Source organism: Arthrobacter sp. UNCCL28 (genome assembly GCF_900102805.1).
Lineage (GTDB): Bacteria > Actinomycetota > Actinomycetes > Actinomycetales > Micrococcaceae > Arthrobacter > Arthrobacter nicotinovorans_A.
In genome coordinates this window covers 728,899-746,207 of the sequence record NZ_FMWE01000001.1, presented here as the reverse complement: position 1 = coordinate 746,207, position 17,309 = coordinate 728,899, and the positions used below count along the sequence as shown (strand labels likewise).

General features: G+C 60.6%; 12 protein-coding genes. 3 read left to right on the top strand and 9 right to left on the bottom strand.

What is annotated here, in order from left to right:
* Nucleotides 1-8: 8 nt before the first annotated feature.
* Genes BLQ01_RS03355 through BLQ01_RS03345 form a run of 3 tightly spaced genes read right to left on the bottom strand, consistent with a single transcriptional unit; the run spans nt 9 to nt 6,874 of the window.
* A complete protein-coding gene (locus BLQ01_RS03355; RefSeq protein WP_091550118.1) occupies nt 9-4,865 on the bottom strand; it encodes an NAD-glutamate dehydrogenase in 4,857 nt (1,618 codons plus the stop codon).
* A gap of 57 nt (nt 4,866-4,922) precedes the next feature.
* On the bottom strand, nt 4,923-6,233 hold the full coding sequence (locus BLQ01_RS03350) for a CpaE/TadZ family protein (protein WP_091550117.1): 1,311 nt from the start codon (nt 6,231-6,233) through the stop codon (nt 4,923-4,925).
* Entirely contained in the window at nt 6,230-6,874 is a 645-nt protein-coding gene (locus tag BLQ01_RS03345; RefSeq protein ID WP_026540056.1) for a flagella basal body P-ring formation protein FlgA, read from the bottom strand. Before BLQ01_RS03345 ends, BLQ01_RS03350 begins: the two co-directional genes overlap by 4 nt.
* A 153-nt stretch (nt 6,875-7,027) precedes the next feature.
* Here BLQ01_RS03345 and BLQ01_RS03340 point away from each other — a divergent pair, with 153 nt between their 5' ends.
* Nucleotides 7,028-7,249 carry a helix-turn-helix domain-containing protein gene (locus tag BLQ01_RS03340; protein WP_026540055.1) on the top strand — a complete coding sequence of 74 codons (222 nt, stop codon included), beginning with the start codon at nt 7,028-7,030 and terminating at the stop codon, nt 7,247-7,249.
* 18 nt (nt 7,250-7,267) lie between these two features.
* On the opposite strand, the gene BLQ01_RS03335 is transcribed toward BLQ01_RS03340, so the two are convergent.
* On the bottom strand, nt 7,268-7,834 hold the full coding sequence (locus BLQ01_RS03335) for a hypothetical protein (RefSeq protein WP_026546154.1): 567 nt from the start codon (nt 7,832-7,834) through the stop codon (nt 7,268-7,270).
* Nucleotides 7,835-7,983: 149 nt separating this feature from the next.
* Between BLQ01_RS03335 and BLQ01_RS03330 the strand changes: the two genes are divergently transcribed.
* On the top strand, nt 7,984-8,754 hold the full coding sequence (locus tag BLQ01_RS03330; RefSeq protein WP_026546155.1) for a LysM peptidoglycan-binding domain-containing protein: 771 nt from the start codon (nt 7,984-7,986) through the stop codon (nt 8,752-8,754).
* A 138-nt stretch (nt 8,755-8,892) separates the two neighbouring features.
* Nucleotides 8,893-9,315 (top strand): Rv3235 family protein, encoded by a 423-nt coding sequence (locus tag BLQ01_RS03325; protein WP_223943356.1) that lies wholly within the window; start codon nt 8,893-8,895, stop codon nt 9,313-9,315.
* Nucleotides 9,316-9,447: 132 nt separating this feature from the next.
* On the opposite strand, the gene secA is transcribed toward BLQ01_RS03325, so the two are convergent.
* The 5 genes from secA to BLQ01_RS03300 form a co-directional block, all read right to left on the bottom strand.
* A complete protein-coding gene (gene secA / locus BLQ01_RS03320; protein WP_026540051.1) occupies nt 9,448-12,189 on the bottom strand; it encodes a preprotein translocase subunit SecA in 2,742 nt (913 codons plus the stop codon).
* 86 nt (nt 12,190-12,275) lie between these two features.
* On the bottom strand, nt 12,276-13,523 hold the full coding sequence (locus tag BLQ01_RS03315) for a winged helix-turn-helix domain-containing protein (RefSeq protein ID WP_091550115.1): 1,248 nt from the start codon (nt 13,521-13,523) through the stop codon (nt 12,276-12,278).
* A gap of 29 nt (nt 13,524-13,552) precedes the next feature.
* Nucleotides 13,553-14,281, bottom strand: a complete 729-nt coding sequence (gene raiA, locus BLQ01_RS03310) for a ribosome hibernation-promoting factor, HPF/YfiA family (RefSeq protein WP_026540050.1) — start codon at nt 14,279-14,281, stop codon at nt 13,553-13,555.
* Between the two features lie 143 nt (nt 14,282-14,424).
* On the bottom strand, nt 14,425-15,510 hold the full coding sequence (locus BLQ01_RS03305; protein WP_081733248.1) for a ComF family protein: 1,086 nt from the start codon (nt 15,508-15,510) through the stop codon (nt 14,425-14,427).
* An 84-nt stretch (nt 15,511-15,594) separates the two neighbouring features.
* The gene (locus BLQ01_RS03300; protein ID WP_026540049.1) at nt 15,595-17,307 is read right to left on the bottom strand and encodes an LpqB family beta-propeller domain-containing protein; all 1,713 of its coding nucleotides are present in this window, start codon (nt 17,305-17,307) and stop codon (nt 15,595-15,597) included.
* Nucleotides 17,308-17,309: the final 2 nt, after the last annotated feature.

Sequence of the window (17,309 nt, the reverse complement as noted above, 5' to 3'; positions counted from 1 at the left end):
GATTGCCCCTAGCGTCGAACGATTGACCTCAAGAGCCTTAATGCTACCGACAGTGAAGCCATGTCGTCGGCTTCGAGCGCGTTGACCTCGTCAAACATGGTCTTGGCACGGCCGAGTTGCTCGGCATTCTGCCCTTCCCAGGCCTTCAGGCGATCTTCAGCGGAGGCGCCTGACTCCGTAGACTCAAGCACCGACGTCGTCATATCCGCGACAGTTGAATAAAGGTCGTCGCGAAGGGCAGCCCTGGCCAGGGCCTGCCAGCGGTCATCACGCGGCAGTGAACTGATCCGTTCCAGCAACGAATCGACGTGGAAGCGGTTGAACACCGTGTAATAGACGTGTGCGACGGCTTCGACGCTGCCACCGCCGGTCTGGGCGATCCTGGCAATATCCAACAGCGCGTAACTTTCGAACAGCTCAGCCCACCTGTGGGCAAGGTGTTCGGGCAAATCCCAACTGCGTGCTTTCTCAAGCCAACCCGAGATGCGTGTCTTGTCTTCGCCGCGGAGGTAGTCCAGCAATTTGGCCCGCAAAGGAGCCAGCATCGGCTTGAACGATTCCACAACCTCGGAAATCGGCTGCGATGCCATTCCTTGCCCAAGGATCCATCGAACGGCCCTGTCGAGCAGCCGGCGGATATCCAGGTGGACTTCGCTCCAGTGCTCAGTCGGGAACGAAGCGGGCAGTGCATTCAACTCCGCCACCATGGGATCGAGATCGTAAATTTCGCGCAGGGCAACAAATGCCTTGGCAACTGCGACCTCATTGGCCGATGTTTCTTCAATGGCGCGGAAGGCAAAGGTAATGCCGCCAAGGTTGATGATGTCGTTGGCCACTACGGTTGCGATGATTTCGCGGCGCAGCGGGTGGGTGTCCAGTTCGGCGTCGAACTTCTCGCGCAACTGCTTGGGGAAGTAGTTCCGGATGGTCTCCGCAAACCAAGGGTCGTCGGCAAGGTTGCTCTCACGCAGTGCCGCGCCGAGTTCGATCTTGGCGTAAGCCGCCAGGACTGCCAGTTCAGGCGATGTCAGGCCCTGACCCTGTTCCAGCCTTGCACGAAGCGTCTCTGTGGTGGGCAGAGCTTCGAGATCACGCTTGAGATCGGCGGACTTCTCCAACCAATCCATCAGCCGCTCATAGCTGGGACTCCACTCGGCAACCCGCGTCCGGTCATTCAACAACAGGATATTTTGGTCGATGTTGTCCTGGAGGACGAGTCGTCCCACCTCATCCGTCATGTCTGCCAGGAACCCGGCCCGCTCTGCTGCCTCAAGCTTGCCGGCAGCGACCATGCGGTCCACGAAGATCTTGATGTTCACTTCATGGTCGGAGCAGTCCACACCGGCCGAGTTGTCGATTGCATCAGTGTTGAGGATGACCCCTTGCAGGGCAGCTTCGATGCGCCCACGCTGCGTCAAGCCGAGGTTTCCACCTTCTCCCACAACCTTGACCCGCAGATCACGCCCGTCCACGCGAATGGCGTCGTTGGCTTTGTCCCCTACGGCCGCATGTGTTTCTGTGCTTGCCTTGACGTAGGTTCCGATGCCGCCGTTGTAGAGGAGATCCGCCGGAGCCAGCAAAATCGCGCGAAGGAGTTCAGGCGGGCTCAGCTGTGTGGTGCCGTCGGGAAGGCCCAGCGCCTTACGCACTTGGTCGGAAACCGGTATGGTCTTGGCCTGGCGCGGGTAGACGCCCCCACCTTCACTGATGAGTGAACGGTCGTAGTCATCCCAGGAAGACCGGGGCAGTTCGAACAGCCGCTGACGTTCCTTGAATGATGCTGCGGCATCCGGTGTGGGATCAAGGAAGATGTGGCGGTGGTCGAAGGCGGCCAGCAGCCTGATGTGACGGGACAGCAACATTCCGTTGCCGAAGACGTCACCGGACATATCGCCAACACCGACCACCGTGAATTCCTCGGTCTGTGTATCCAGATCGAGTTCACTGAAGTGCCGCTTGACTGATTCCCATGCTCCGCGGGCTGTAATTCCCATGGCTTTGTGGTCGTAGCCCACCGAGCCGCCCGAGGCAAAGGCATCTCCTAGCCAGAACCCATACTCGGCTGCGAGTCCATTTGCGGTGTCGGAGAACGTCGCAGTTCCCTTGTCAGCTGCCACCACAAGGTAGGAGTCGTCGCCGTCGTGGCGAACAACGTCCGACGGCGGGACGAGCCTTTCGCCGTCCGCTGAGGTCACAAGGTTGTCAGTGATGTCCAACAGGCCCCGGATGAAGGTCTTGTAGCTTTCGATTCCTTCCGCCATCCAGGCTGCCCGGTCGATCGCCGGGTTGGGCAACTTCTTTGCGAAGAAACCTCCCTTGGCACCCGTCGGAACGATCACGGCGTTCTTGACGGTCTGGGCTTTCACCAGGCCAAGGATTTCGGTGCGGAAGTCTTCGCGGCGGTCGGACCAGCGGAGACCACCGCGGGCGACCTTGCCGAAACGCAGATGCACGCCTTCAACCCGGGGTGAGTAAACCCAGATCTCATACATGGGGCGCGGGAAAGGCAGCCCGTCAATCGACGTCGGGTCCAGCTTGAAGCTGAGGTATTCCTTGTTCTGGAAGTAATTGGTCCGAAGGGTGGACTCAATGAGGTTCACGAAAGTACGCAGGACACGGTCAGCGTCCAACGTTGCCACCTGCTCGATGGATTCGGCCAAGGCCAGCCGTGCCGCTTCCTGGCGTTCGGACCGAAGTTCTTCAGGTACCGCGGGGTCGAACCGTGCGGAGAAGAGCGCGTTCAGGCCACGGGCTACATCGGGGTTGCCCAAGAGCGTGTCGGCGATGAAACCGAAGGAGTTGGTGTTCCCCATTTGCCGCATGTACTTGGCGTAGGCGCGGAGGACCACTACCTGACGCCAATGCATTCCTTCACGCAGAACCAGCCGGTCGAAGTTGTCCGACTCTACGGATCCCGTCACGGCGGCACCGAAGGAATCGCTCAAGAGTTCCCCCGTAGCAAGGGGGTCGACGCCGGCAGGGTACTTAAGTCCGAGGTCGTAAAGGAAGAAGTCACGGTGATCGGAGGTTTCGATCTCGAAGGGACGTTCATCCAAAACTTCAAGGCCGAGGTTGTGGAAGTAGGGAAGGATCTGGCTCAGGCTCTTAGGCTCCATGAGATAGAGCTTGACGCGGGCGTCCTCCTCCAAAGCTTCGCCGGCACCTTCAGGCAGGTACACGTGTACCCCGGGTTTGACCTGCTTCGGTGCCTCCCCCGCCCTTTCAGCCTCGGCTCCGTACTTTTCGAAGCGCTCGATGTCCTCCAGGGCGTCTTCAACTTCGTAGTCCACGCGGTAGCCTGCGGGAAATGCCTCTGCCCACAGCGCGGACAGGACGTCGGCGCTCTCTGCCGACCGGTGCTCGCGGAGGACCTCGGTGATACCTTCACTCCAGGAACGGGATGCCCTCATGAGCCGGTGTTCCAGCTCGGCAACGTTGACTTCGGCCAGCTCAGCGGTGCGCGGCAGCCGGATCCTGAAAAAGACCCGGGCCAGGGCAGACTCAGTGATCCGGGCCTCGTAATCGATGCTCTCGGCTTGGAAGGTTTCCCGGAGTTCCTGTTCGATCCGAAGGCGAACGCTGGTGGTGTAACGGTCCCGGGGCAGGTACACCACGGCCGACATGAAGCGGCCGTAGATGTCCGGGCGAAGGAACAGCTTGGTTCGGCGTCGTTCCTGCAACCGCTGGATTCCAGTAGCGGTTGCCGCCAGGTCCGGTATCTCGATCTGGAACAGTTCATCGCGCGGGTAGGTCTCAAGGATGCCCAGGAGGTCCTTGCCCGAATGGGAGTCGATCGGGAACCCGGCGTTGCGCAGAACAGCATCCACCTTGTCCCGGACAATCGGGATGTTGCGCACGGAACCGGTGTAGGCGCTTGTTGCGAACAGGCCGATGAAACGCCGTTCCCCATTGACGTTGCCCTGGGCGTCGAAGCTCTTGACTCCGATGTAGTCAAGGTAGGCGGGCCGGTGGACAGTCGACCGGGAATTGGCTTTGGTAATGACCAAGGCACGCTTTTCCCTGGCGCGTTTTCGTCCGGCGTCTGTGAGGTGTTGAACCTGGCGCGTGGCGTCCCCGGCGCGCAGGAGCCCAAGGCCGCTGTCTTCACGGAGTTGCAGAACGTCCTCGCCATCCTGGTCCACGAGGTCGTACTCTCGGTATCCGAGGAAAGTGAAGTTGCCGTTGTCGAGCCAGCGCAGGAGATCCTGCGCTTGGCGAAGTTCGGCGATCTGCTCAGGGTGTGAGATGCCCCCAAGAGCTTCGGCCAGCTCCAGTGCCTTACTGCGCATCTTTGGCCAGTCTTCGACCGCTGCACGGACATCGCCCAGAACGCGCTGGAGTCCTTCGACCAATGCTGCACGGGCGTCGTCGCTGACACGGTCAATCTCAACGGCAATCCAGGATTCCATGTGCGAGGAGTTGTCGCCGTCACCCAAAAGATGGGCCACGCTTGGAAGTGCAGCGGTGTCGCCACTGGAAATACCGACGTTGGACGGGACCCGGGAGATGTTCCGGAGCTCCCCGGAAACACGGTCGCGGGTGACTACGAACAATGGGTGCATGACAAGTCGGATCGCGCAGTTTTGACGAACGAGTTCTGCGTTCACTGAGTCCACGAGGAAAGGCATGTCGTCGGTGACGATATACACGACACCTCGGTCAGCTTCACCGGAAATTTCGACGACGGCGTTGCCCGGCATCCGCGACTGGGCGACTTTCTTGTGATTTGTCGCCCGCGAGATCAGCAGCTCAGCCGAATAGGCGCGTGCGTCCTCCTCTGCGAGGTGTTCATAGTAGTCACCGAAGAAACCTTCACGGACAACTGCTGCTTCGGACCGATCCTCCACGCTGGATCCTGACGACATCTACAAACGCCTCCATCACATGTTGATTGCTGCGACTCTGCAGCCCACATTTTGAGCCTAGCGCTTATGTGGGCGGGCGGCTCTGGTATTTCGGCCAAAGGAATTCGCCTTTTGCTGGACAGGCGCACAGACAAGGTTGGCAATGGCAAGTCGAAGTGCCGATTCGGGTGCGCATTCCAAGAGAACGGACCCTGAGAGCAAGGCTGCATCACAAGCTATCGGGTCCGCCGGCAGGTAGGCGTCGATTCCCAACCCCGGCCCAAACCTTTCCCACGCCTCCGCCAATTGCTGCCTTGGCGCATAACCCACGGCCGACTTTTTGACCTTATTAAGGACCACCCGCACCGATGCGTCCGGAACAGCTGCCTGCATTTCGGCCAGGCCACGGACCAGCCGCGGTACTCCGATGGCGTCTGCCGCTCCCACAGCGAAAACCACATCAGCCATTTCCAGGCTCCGCAAAGTTGCCGCGTTCCTGCGTGGAGCCATGGTGTCGAAGCTCAGTTCCTCATCCGATTCGAGACAAAATCCGGTGTCTACCACCACGACATCCGAGACTTCCTTGGCCCGTTCAAGGACGCGGGACATCGCAGCAGCCCTCAGCTCTGTCCATCGGTCCGCACGCGTGGTCCCCGTCAGCACCCGGAAGGAGAATTCTTTCGTGAATACTGGAACCGCCGCGGCCTTCAGCGCTTCCGCGTCAAGGATCCCCTGGTCAGCAAGCCTGCAGGCCTGGGCGAGACCCGCGGCTTCGTCCAACAGCCCCAGGACAGCAGACACGCTGGCGCCATAGCTGTCGGCATCGACGAGGACGACGGATTTTCCTTCCGCCGCCAACTCGGCAGCGATGTTGACCGCCAGCAGCGTCCTGCCGGGGGACCCAATGGGCCCCCACACGGCAAGCACCTGGCCCGAACCCTCCTGCGGGTCCTGTTCAACTTCAGGAGTTGGTACCGATAACGGACCACCTCCGACATCGGCGAAACCTGAGTCCTGGCCCGAGCCGAGCAGGGCCCGTGCGTGACCGCCCCCTACCGCCTCGGATATTCTTGCCGCGAGCACGGAGGGTGCTATGCCTGAAGCGGCCACAACAACTCCAATGGAGTGCAGCCGCCCGGCCTCGACCGGGTCATCCGTGAGCGCCACGACCGAGACCCCGACTGCCCCGAGCCGATCCACCAAGGTAGTGGTTAGTTCGTCACAGCCCTCCGCGACAACGGCTGCCATGGCAAGACCGCTCTGGCAGGCTGCCATAAGCTCGGCAAGCTCCGAACAGCGCCTGACCACCGTCACCGGCCCATGCAGGCCCTCCAGCCCGCCTACTACTGCCTCTTGCGCGGGACCTACAGTAACCACGGGAATGCTCATGGGTTCAGTCCCGCCGGATTCCACACCACTGAAATGCTGGCCTTATTCGCTTGTGCACCCAACAGCTTGGGCATCTGCTCATCCGTCACGAGGACAAGGATCTGGGTGGTTTTGGATGCTCCCAAACCAACGGGTCCAGACACCACCTGCGCAATTTCGGCGCTGGGCAGCAGCAAATGCGGCTCATCAAACGCACTGCTTGAACCGGGCAACGCAACCCAGACGTCGACCCGCGCACCTCCAACGACCTGAACAGGCAGTTCCCCTTCGACGGAAACAGCGACAGGCTTCCGGTTCAGCGCATCGGCCTGCCCCAGGCTTTCCTTGGCGAGAAGCTGGTTCTTCGCGACCCGTTGCAGAGCTACCCGGCCGTCGGCCCAGCCGCCCTCTACGGTGACGTACCCGGACTCAAGATCGTCCAGGCGCACATTGGCAATCGAGAGGTCCGCCATGGTGACCGCTTGGCCAACTGCGATTTCTTCGCGCGCCGTGTAGACCTGCGTCGTTCTGTCTGCCGAGCCAACCAGGGCGATGACGCCGGCAACGGAGACGAGTACCAATAGGATGCCGATCAGCAGCCGGGGATCCTTCCACGACGGCTTCTTCAATCTTGCTGCAGCGACCACTGCCCCTTGACCCATGTCCTGCTACCCCCGGTGAGCTTATGGCAGGTCAATGGACCCGCTCCCTCATTCTTACCGGCCGTTCCCACGAGGCAAAAGCCACTGACCACAAAGTAGCCATAACTGTGGATAAACGCACCAAAAGCAGTCCAACGGTGGCAAAATGGTGCCATGCCCCGATTCCTGACTCTGGCGGATGTCGCCGAACAACTTCAAATCAATTCCCCACAGGCCTATGCCCTGGTGCGCAGCGGCGAATTGAAAGCCATCCAAGTAGGAGGGCGGGGTCAGTGGCGCATTGAGGAGACGATGCTGGAAAAATACATCCAGGACCGCTATGCCGAAGCAAGCCGCATGATCCAGGAGGCAAGAGCCAAGGCCGGCCAGCCCTAGGCGTATCCGCGACGGTAGTTACCAGCCGGGGTATGAGCACAGAGCTGCAACAGCGCCGAACGGGACAGTCATGACCGAGGCCACGTTTCCCGCCCGCCGCGCTTCACCGTCCCGGACAACGGCAATATCAAGGTGGTCCCGGCCCACCCTGTCTATGACACCCCTGATCTTCACGGCAGTTCCGGCTGGTGCGACCAAGTGAAGTACCAGCTCGGACCGGTCCATGGCCAGCGCCCTGAGGACGGATGCGATCCCGGGTAACCCAAGAATCGTCGAGGCGGGTTTCAAGGCCAATCTCCCCAGGCCCCGGAATGTCAGAACTGCAGCGAATGGCACCAACCATTGCTTGGACCCCTCAGCCACAACCAGCCAGTCACCGCCCACACGCCTCACCACCCCTTCCAGGACGGTGTCGTCGGCGAGAAGCAGTGTAATCACTGAGCCAGCTGCACCACGGAGCCGATCACCCAATTCGATCCCGGCAAGCTCCACCCTGGACCGCTCAGTGATCTCGGACTCCGCCGAAAGGGCGTGCCCGGCAGAAAATTGTGCGTCCAGATCGTCAAAGAGAGAGTCCCATCTCATGTAGTCAGACTAGGCTGCAACATGAAGACGGAGCGAATATGGCGTTATCCGGCGATCCGGATTGGACAGAACGGCTGCAACGTGTTCAGAATAGGCCTAACGATGTCAAAATGCATCAAACTGCATCAAACGGAGCTTGGGGGCTTTGAGTGGCAAGAACAGTACGCAGCGACGCCTGCCTCGCCGGGACAATCCTGGGACTTGGGCTGCTGCTTTTCTACGTGGGCACCATGCTCTTGGATCAATGGCGGTCAGCGGATCACCACAACCAAGTCATCTCCATTGAGGACCTGATCGGTTTCATCGCGAACGGTGCTGGTGCAGCACTGGTGGCGTGGTGGATTCTCTCATTTGTGCTCGCATTCTTCGCATCGCTTTTGCACCGTAGGGGAAAGAAGGCCAGCGCCAATGCCCTGGCAAAGTTCAGCCCTGCTTTTATGCTGCGGATTGCCGCAGCGGTCCTGAGCTTGAATCTCCTGGGTGCCACTATGGCCCAGGCGTCCGCTCCCCTACCCGAGCCCGGCTGGGGACCCACAGCTGTCAACAGCCGAACCTCTCCGCACCCTGCCTGGACTCCCAAGCCCGCTGCGGGGTCCGCTCCCGATTTGCAGAAAACCGGGTCCATCGCCAAGGCAAACTCCCTTGATCCACGGTGGAAGCCCCAGCCTCCCCTCGCCGATCCCGGACTTCTCAGCCGGTCGCCGATGAGACAAGGGATCCCTCCAGAAGAATCCGGTGTCGTCGTGAAGTCAGGAGACACTCTTTGGTCTATTGCAGCGTCACGGCTGGGTCCCCTTTCAACCGATGTCGAGGTCGCGCTGTTGTGGCCCAAGTGGCACGCCGCCAACCGTTCGGTCATTGGCGAGGATCCTTCAGTGTTGGTCCCGGGCCAGGTCCTGCGGCCGCCCTTGCCGGGCTGACAATCCGGTAAACGACTACTAAAAACGTGACCCGCTCAGGGGTCCCCCACAAGCAACACAAGCGTCATCCCAGCAGAAGCCACCAGAACAGGGCGTCCCCACGCCCGGGTTCATGTAGTGAATGCCTGAGGTATGACCATGACCGTTGCGACCGCGAGCCGGCCCACGGACCGCCAGAACTCCCAACGACCATCTCCCGGTTACGGTTCGAACAGTTCGGACATTGACGTTCGGCTGGTTGCACGCAGTATCGCGCAGGCAGCGTTGGAGGTTCTGGCAGGTACCCGCGCCCTGACCCAGCTCTCACGTTCCCTTGATCCTGACTGCTATCTATCCCTGCAGCACAGGGCTGCCCTCACCCGGAAGCACGCCGCCAGGGTCCGGGGAAACCTTCATCCCCACCGGAGCCCTATGGTCCGCTCTGTTCGAGCCTGCTCAATCACCGAGGACATCTGCGAGGCAAGCATTGTTGTTGCCGAAGAACAAAGATGCCGCGCTGTGGCCATGAGACTGGAACGGTTGGATGGAGTGTGGCGGGTTACGGCTTTGGAAATCGGTTGACCCCGGAGCAGCCATCCGCGGACAACAAAAAAGCAGGCCCCGGACGCTAAGTCCGGGGCCCGCCCTATTCTTTGACCAGCCCTTTCATGGCATGCCACCAGCAATGCCAGTTGCGGCCACTACATCAGAGGATCAGCGACGCTTCTTCTTGGCAGGTTTGCGCTGCTCCTGGCCGGCTGCCTTGGCCGGATTGCCGGAACGACCGGACGTGCGGCCCTCGACGCGGGTTTGGGTCCCACCATCTTCACCCGGCGCGGTGTACTGCAACTGCGCCGGCTTCTCCGGCGCCTGCAGGCCCGCTGCCCGAATCTGCGGTTCATGATGTTCAGTGTGCGTCCCGGCGGCGGTGTCGTCGGCAACCACCACGTCCTCGGCCGGCGTTACTTCCACCTCAAGGTTGTAAAGGAATCCGATGCTCTCTTCACGGATGGCTTCCATCATGGACTGGAACATCACAAAGCCCTCGCGCTGGTACTCCACCAGGGGATCACGCTGGGCCATCGCCCGGAGACCAATACCTTCCTTCAGGTAATCCATCTCGTAAAGGTGTTCCTGCCATTTACGTCCCAGGACCGACAACACAACACGTCGTTCCAGTTCGCGCATGCTCTCGGAGCCAATGGCCTCTTCACGGGCCTGGTAAACCAGTCGGGCGTCGGAAAGAATCTCATCCTTCAGGAAATCGGCAGTGACACGGGACTTTCCACCGGCTTCCTCGATGATCTCTTCGGCCGTCACCGTGGCCGGGTACAACGTCTTCAAGTTGGCCCACAGCTGGTTGAAGTCCCAATCGTCGCCTGTTCCCTCGGCAGTGGCTGCCTCGATGAGTGCGTTGATGGTGTCTTCAAGGAAGAACTGGACCTTCTCGTGCAGGTCGTCGCCCTCAAGGATACGGCGGCGGTCGCCATAGATCGCTTCACGCTGCCGGTTGAGGACGTCGTCGTACTTGAGAACGTTCTTGCGCTGTTCAGCGTTGCGACCTTCCACCTGCCCTTGGGCAGAGGCGATGGCACGGGAGACCAGCTTCGATTCAAGCGCGACATCATCGGGCACGGAGCTGTTCATGAGCCGTTCGGCCGCACCCGAATTGAACAACCTCATGAGGTCATCAGTCAGGGAAAGATAGAAACGGGATTCGCCGGGGTCACCTTGACGTCCTGAACGGCCGCGCAGCTGGTTGTCGATCCGGCGGGATTCATGCCGCTCAGTTCCCAGAACGTAGAGCCCGCCAAGGTCCAGGACTTCTTCGTGCTCATCTTTGACCGATTGCTTGGCGGCAGAAAGCGCCTCGGGCCAGGCCGCCTCATACTCCTCCGAGTTTTCCTCGGGATCGAGTCCACGCTTCGCCAGCTCTGCAATGGCAGTGAATTCCGCGTTGCCGCCAAGCATGATGTCAGTACCGCGACCTGCCATGTTGGTTGCAACGGTAACGGCGCCTTTTCGTCCGGCTTGCGCAACGATCGAGGCTTCACGTGCATGGTTCTTGGCGTTCAGCACCTCGTGCCGGATACCTTCTTTGGCCAACAGCTTGGAGAGGTACTCGCTCTTTTCCACGCTGGTGGTGCCTACCAGCACCGGCTGGCCTTTCTCGTGCCTCTCGGCGATGTCCTGCACTACGGCGTCGAACTTTACGACCTCGTTCTTGTAAACAAGGTCCGGCTGGTCGATCCGCTGCATGTCCCGGTTGGTGGGGATGGGCACCACACCCAGCTTGTAGGTGCTCATGAACTCAGCCGCTTCAGTCTCGGCCGTGCCGGTCATGCCGGCGAGCTTTGAATACATGCGGAAGTAGTTCTGCAGTGTCACGGTGGCGAGCGTCTGGTTCTCGGCCTTGATCTCGACATTTTCCTTGGCCTCAATGGCCTGGTGCATGCCTTCGTTGTAGCGACGCCCGGCGAGGATACGGCCGGTGTGTTCGTCGACAATGAGGACCTCGCCGTCGAGGATGACGTAGTCTTTGTCGCGCTTGAAAAGCTCTTTGGCCTTGATGGCGTTGTTGAGGAAGCCGATCAGGGGGGTGTTGGCGGATTCGTAAAGGTTTTGGATTCCGAGGTAGTCCTCAACCTTTTCGATACCGGCTTCGAGTACGCCCACCGTGCGCTTCTTTTCATCGACCTCGTAGTCGACTTCGGGTTGCAGGCGGAGAACGACTTTTGCGAACTCGCTGTACCAGCGGTTGGTGTCGCCTTGGGCAGGGCCGGAAATGATGAGCGGAGTACGGGCCTCGTCAATCAGGATGGAGTCGACTTCATCGACGATCGCGAAATTGTGTCCGCGCTGAACGAGTTCACTGGCATCCCAGGCCATGTTGTCGCGCAGGTAGTCGAAACCAAACTCGTTGTTGGTTCCATAAGTGATGTCCGCAGCGTACTGCTGCCGCCGGACCGCGGGATCCTGGTTGGACAGGATGCAACCGCTGGTCAGGCCCAGGAACCTGTAAACGCGGCCCATCAACTCGGACTGGTATTCGGCGAGGTAGTCGTTGACCGTGACAACATGGACACCCTTGCCCGCCAGCGCGTTCAGATACGCGGGCGCGGTTGCCACGAGGGTCTTGCCTTCACCGGTCTTCATTTCCGCGATGTTGCCCAGGTGAAGTGCAGCGCCGCCCATCAGCTGGACATCGAAGTGGCGCATGCCCAAGGTACGGGAAGAGGCCTCACGTACAGCGGCGAATGCTTCCGGGAGGAGCGCTTCCAGGGTCTCGCCGTCTTGGTGGCGGGACCGGAGATGGTCGGTTTCCTCGCGGAGTTCGGCGTCCGTGAAGGACTTGAAGGAGTCTTCCAGGGCATTGATGGAATCGGCATAGTTCCGCAATTGCTTGAGTGTCTTTTTGTCACCCGTGCGGAGAAGTTTTTCGATTAGTGATGCCACGTGAAATTGCTCCCAGTCTCATGCTGCCGAATTCTGGCTGTTTCAGTCTACGGGAGAGACCAGCACCACGTGGCCGCGTTCACCTCTCAGCGGACTGGCCGGTGGCCAAGGGGTCCACCCCGTCCTTCAGCGCGATCAGCCACGGCTTGGGCGAGATCGCCTGCGAGGTCCCCCACCGGCCACACCACGACGTCCTGCAACCTGAGCCAGCCCGCCATGAGTTCCAGCTCGGCAGCAAGTTCGACGGCGGTATCGGCTGGAGCACCAAGCTCAGCAAACGCCGAGCGCACCAGAAGGCGGCCGGTTGCGCGGTCTGCCTTCAGATCCACCCGTGCCACGATTCCGTCCCTGAGAAGGAACGGGAGTACGTAATACCCGAATTGACGCTTGGCCGCGGGAGTGTAGATCTCTATCCGGTAATGGAAACCATGCAATTCCTCAAGTCGCCGCCGTTCAAAGACCAACGAGTCAAAAGGGCTCAGCAATGCACGGCCTTCAGCCCTGCGTGGCACCCTGGCGGTGATGTGCTTGTAGGTTTCCCTGTCCCAACCACGCACCGACACTGGCAGGAGGCGGCCTGCCTGGACCAACCGCCGGACCGACTCCGCTCCTGCCTTCACAGGTGTCCGGAAGTAGTCCGAAAAACAGCGGACAGTGCCGATTCCGTGGGCTTGGGCGGCAGCATCCATCAGGCGGTCGAGCGAGTCCTCGGCAGTTCCCGAGGGCGCGGCAATGTCAGGAACAACCCTGGAGGTCAGGGTGTACTTACGCTCGAATTGCGGTGTCCGCGACGCGGCCGAGATGCGTCCTTGTTCAAACAGGTGCTCCAGGACCCGCTTAACGATGTTCCAGTTCCATCCCCAATTGCCACGGTCAGCTGCCTCCTCGTGCCCGAGTTCAGCCGTAAGTTCCGAGGCAGTCATAGGGCGTCCTGCACTGAGGGCGGCCAGAACGCGGTCTTCCATATCCTGGCGGACATGCGGTTCAAGGTGGTGGGCTCCCACCCACGACCGCTTTTGCCACACCAGAAGGTCTTGAAAATGCTCCGGGCGGATAAAGCTCGCCTCGTGCGCCCAATACTCCATCATCCGGCGCGGCTTTCGACCTGCCATCGTGTGCAGGATCCCGGGGTCGTAGTCGCCCAACCGGGAAAAGAAGGGAAGGTAGTGACTTCTGGCCACCACGTTCACGGAATCGATCTGAACAAGCTGGAGTTGGGCAAAAGTCCGGCCCACCGCCCGTGCTGTCACGGGGCCGGCGGGCCGGATTTTTGCCAATCCTTGAGCTGCCAATGCGATCCGCCGTGCCTCTGAGAGGCTCAGCGAAGCGGTCATGGAAGTCCCTTCATACGGGCAATAATGCCTTACTTTGCGGTGGACGCCTGGTCATCGGAACGGTAGGCGTGGATTTTCTCTTCCACGGCTTCCTCGCCGGGTTCACAGGTGGAGTCGAGAGTGATCACGCCGTAGGTCCAACCACTACGGCGGTAGACGACCGAGGGCGCATTGGTTTCCTTATCCAGGAAAAGGTAGAAGTTGTGGCCAACGAGTTCCATGTTGTCCACAGCGTCATCCAGCGTCAGGGAAGCAGCGGGGAAGACTTTCCGGCGGATCAGGACGGGCGAGTCGCCTGCCGGAATGTCGTTCTCGATCTCATAGGGAGAACGCTCGTCTGCCGCCGGCGCGGGGTCCTGGTGATTGCTTGCTTCGAGGTAGAGCGGTTCGCTCGCGCTGGCTGGTTCCAGTGTTGCAGTGGCTTCGCGCACGGCCTTCGGCGTGTGGCGGCCGTGGTGGACCTTTTTCCGGTCCTTCGCGCGCCGAAGCCTCTCAAGAAGCTTGTTGTATGCCAGATCGAAGGCAGCGAATTTATCGTCGGCTGTGGCCTCGGCACGGATGACGGGGCCCCGGCCCAGGACTGTCACTTCAACGGTGAGCTGGCCCGGCGTCTGCCGCGGGTTGGTTTCCTTGGAAACCTTGGCGTCGACTCGCTGGACCTTATCCCCCAGCGACTCAATCTTCGAGATTTTCTCGCCGGCGTATTCGCGAAAGCGGTCGGAAACTGTGAGATTTCGTCCGCTGATCATGAACTCCATGGTGCCCTCCAAATAACTCAGGTGACACGACAACGACGCTGTTGGGGGCTTGTCTGACGGACAGTCGAGCCCCTTTCCGAGCCGCTATCGACAGGTACATCTATTCTTGGTACCCACAACCGACGTTAGTTCATCGTCACGCGTTATTCATCCTTTGCTCGCTTATTTTTTGATTGAGTCTTGAAGACTTCATCCGGATCGCGCCCTATGGAGTTGGAAGCGTAGGCTGGTGGCCTCGTGGCCGCGAGGACAACGGCGCCACAGACCACACCGCCCGCAGCTTCCACTGCCCGGGCTGCTTCGGCAAGGGTCGCGCCGGTGGTGAGCACATCGTCTACAAGAAGGCATTTCCTGCCCTTGATTTGTTGGAGGTATCGGCCTTTTACCCGCATGGATCCACGGACCCTGCTGGCCCGGGCACCTCTTCCCAGTCCCTTCTGGCCTGCACCGGAGTGCCGTGTCCCCTTCCTGCCCGGAAAGCCGGCGGTCCGCTCCAGAAGGTCTCGAAGCGAGTCCCTTCGGACCGCGGATGCCGGTGAAATAACTCGCTTTTCCAAAGCGTCAAGGCTTGTGCACTGGGGCAGCATGCGTCGTATCCGCACGACGAAAAGCAAGAGATGCACCGGACTGAATCCCCTTTTTCGGTAGGCCCGGCCACTTGTAGGAACCGGCACAAGGAAGAATCCGGATTCATCACCAATGGCCCGCCGCACCGCGTTGCCAAGACAATGCGCCAGGACCCCGGCCAAGCGCCACTGGCCCAAGTGCTTGAAAGAGAGGATGCACTGGGCCAGTTCGTCACGGTAGGGCCCAGCGGCAACAACTCCCATCCTTGCCGCGCCATCGAACCCAACCAGGGCGGGCGACTCCTGTTCTGCGCGGAACGGCCGGCTGCAGAGTTGTCGGACCCGCTTGGCACAGGCCGCACACAACACGGTGTCTTCCGCAGAGCAACAAACGCAATCCACAGGCACCAGCAGGCCCAGCAGGTCAGTGGCAGTGCCTTGAAGCACCGCCAGGAAGCGGCCAAGAGGCTGTCGGTCAGGAGCACGCCGACGAGCCTGCACAGGATCCACCGGGTGGAGGTCGGGGTCTTGGTCCCGCCGTGGCTGCCTGGCACGGGTAGCCGCACGAAGCTCCCGGAAGCCGTGCTGGTCAAGAGCGGTAGCCATGGCAGTGCTGTGCGGCCCGAAGGAGCCGTCCCTGGTTTCCTTTTCTGCCCTGGTCATGGCAGCAAGCATGCAGGGAACCAAACCCGACGGAAAGGCATGCCCCACCCTATGTGCACAACGCGGACTCTATCTGCTCCCTGGTCAGCCGGGGAAAGCGGGCTCCGTAGGTCCTTTAAGCTGGAGTTCCCAGCCGTTTCCTACCCGTTGGAACACGCCGTCCTCGGATTGACCGTAAATCTGCTCCGAGCCATTACCGGCGCTGAGGCTGGTCAAGCCGTCCCACGGAGCCAACTGTTGTGGTTCGCCCGACTCCAGCGAAAGCAGTTCAGGGACCACGGTTCCACTGGCCGATCCAGACATCACGGCCACTGTTGAACTGTTAACCCAGACACCCTGGTCAACCGAGCCGCTGCTGACCAAGGTGATGGGCGCAGTGAGGTCCTTGGGCACGCCGTCGGCATTTCGGACTATTCCGGTAATCTGCACCGTTGACTTGCCGTTTGCCTGGGAAATGACCAGCGCCCGGGTCCCTTCCCGGGAAACCCTGAAGTCCTTGACGGTCCGTCCGGACAACCAAGCCGGAGTCAAGGTGACATTGGGAATGGCCATGCCCGGGGCAACCCCCGTGGGTTTGAAAGCCACCACTTCGGCCGCTCCGTTGGCGCCCGGCCCGGCTGTCCAAACCCAATCGTGGGGGCTGAAGGAAGGCCCTGTGAGAGTGCTCCTGGTGGTCAACTGGCGTGCCGGCTGACCGGGTTCAATCGCATACAGGGTTGTCTTGTCCCCGTTGAGGAACGCCGCCGTTTGGGAAACAGGCGATTCAGCCGGCGAGTGGGGGCCCAGGCCGGACACTGGTTGCATGTCCGGAAGCGGAGTCATCCGGTTATTTTCATACCGCACCAGATCGCCGTTGCTGACAGCTATCTGACGGGCCGGAACGCTCTTGTCCACTACAGGAGGCAAGACTGTTCCGTTGTCCTCAACCCGGACAAGGTCCTGATCGGCGCGAAGCTGGACGTTGATGACATCAGGCTGGTCCCGGAAGGTCAGAGCCAACTGGTTCTGCATCCTCTGGCGGTCCTCTGCCGATGCATCGAACAGTTCCTTGGCGGAGAGGTCGACCTGCGCAGACCCGGACACCACAGGCACGGATTCGCGTGCGAGTTTCATCCCGGACGGGAAGGCACTGACCACTGCACCCCGAAGGTACGGAGCCGGCCCTGCAAGCACCGCTGAAGTCATGGACTTGACGGTGTTCTTCTTGATGAACCAACGGTAGTCGGGCACGGCATAGGTAAACGTGGGGTCATAGAAGTAGATGGGGAATGCCCCATAAATTACCTTGAACGTTTCTTCCGGTATGGCCGTACCGTCGGGCACCTTCGAAATCCGCCACTGGCCTTCCACCTGCTCAAGGGTCAGCGGAATGGTCTCCTTGGTACCCGGCGGGAACTGCGTGGCCACGCCATCGGCGTCAACCGAATAGGCAACGTCCAATTCGTAGAGGTACTCGTTTTCCCCAGCTGCTTTGACTACCTGTGCTTCACGGAAAACAATGGCCCGCTTGTCTGGTTTCCATGTAACGGACTGTGCCTGGGTCAAATACTGGCGCGCAACAGGGTAGTCATCCTCATACCCGCTGCCGGCCATGTAGAAATCCTCGATCACGGTCTCCGGGCTCGATCCCGCACGCGGGGCCGCAGGAAAGAAGACTGGTGCGTTGGGATTGCCCGCACCTTCGTCCTTGCTTTTACCGACGGGCCCGGACCGCGGAATCTGGGCACAGGAAGCCAGCAGCACCATCAGGACAGCAAGAACCGCAAGAAACGCCCGCCGGCGCCTTGGCCCGGTCATGC

Coding starts and splice junctions, on each gene's coding strand:
- BLQ01_RS03355 (WP_091550118.1), bottom strand. CDS start 4,865: ATGTCGTCAGGATCCAGCGTGGAGGATCGGTCCGAAGCAGCAGTTGTC.
- BLQ01_RS03350 (WP_091550117.1), bottom strand. CDS start 6,233: ATGAGCATTCCCGTGGTTACTGTAGGTCCCGCGCAAGAGGCAGTAGTA.
- BLQ01_RS03345 (WP_026540056.1), bottom strand. CDS start 6,874: ATGGGTCAAGGGGCAGTGGTCGCTGCAGCAAGATTGAAGAAGCCGTCG.
- BLQ01_RS03340 (WP_026540055.1), top strand. CDS start 7,028: ATGCCCCGATTCCTGACTCTGGCGGATGTCGCCGAACAACTTCAAATC.
- BLQ01_RS03335 (WP_026546154.1), bottom strand. CDS start 7,834: ATGAGATGGGACTCTCTCTTTGACGATCTGGACGCACAATTTTCTGCC.
- BLQ01_RS03325 (WP_223943356.1), top strand. CDS start 8,893: ATGACCGTTGCGACCGCGAGCCGGCCCACGGACCGCCAGAACTCCCAA.
- BLQ01_RS03315 (WP_091550115.1), bottom strand. CDS start 13,523: ATGACCGCTTCGCTGAGCCTCTCAGAGGCACGGCGGATCGCATTGGCA.
- raiA (WP_026540050.1), bottom strand. CDS start 14,281: ATGGAGTTCATGATCAGCGGACGAAATCTCACAGTTTCCGACCGCTTT.
- BLQ01_RS03305 (WP_081733248.1), bottom strand. CDS start 15,510: ATGACCAGGGCAGAAAAGGAAACCAGGGACGGCTCCTTCGGGCCGCAC.
- BLQ01_RS03300 (WP_026540049.1), bottom strand. CDS start 17,307: ATGACCGGGCCAAGGCGCCGGCGGGCGTTTCTTGCGGTTCTTGCTGTC.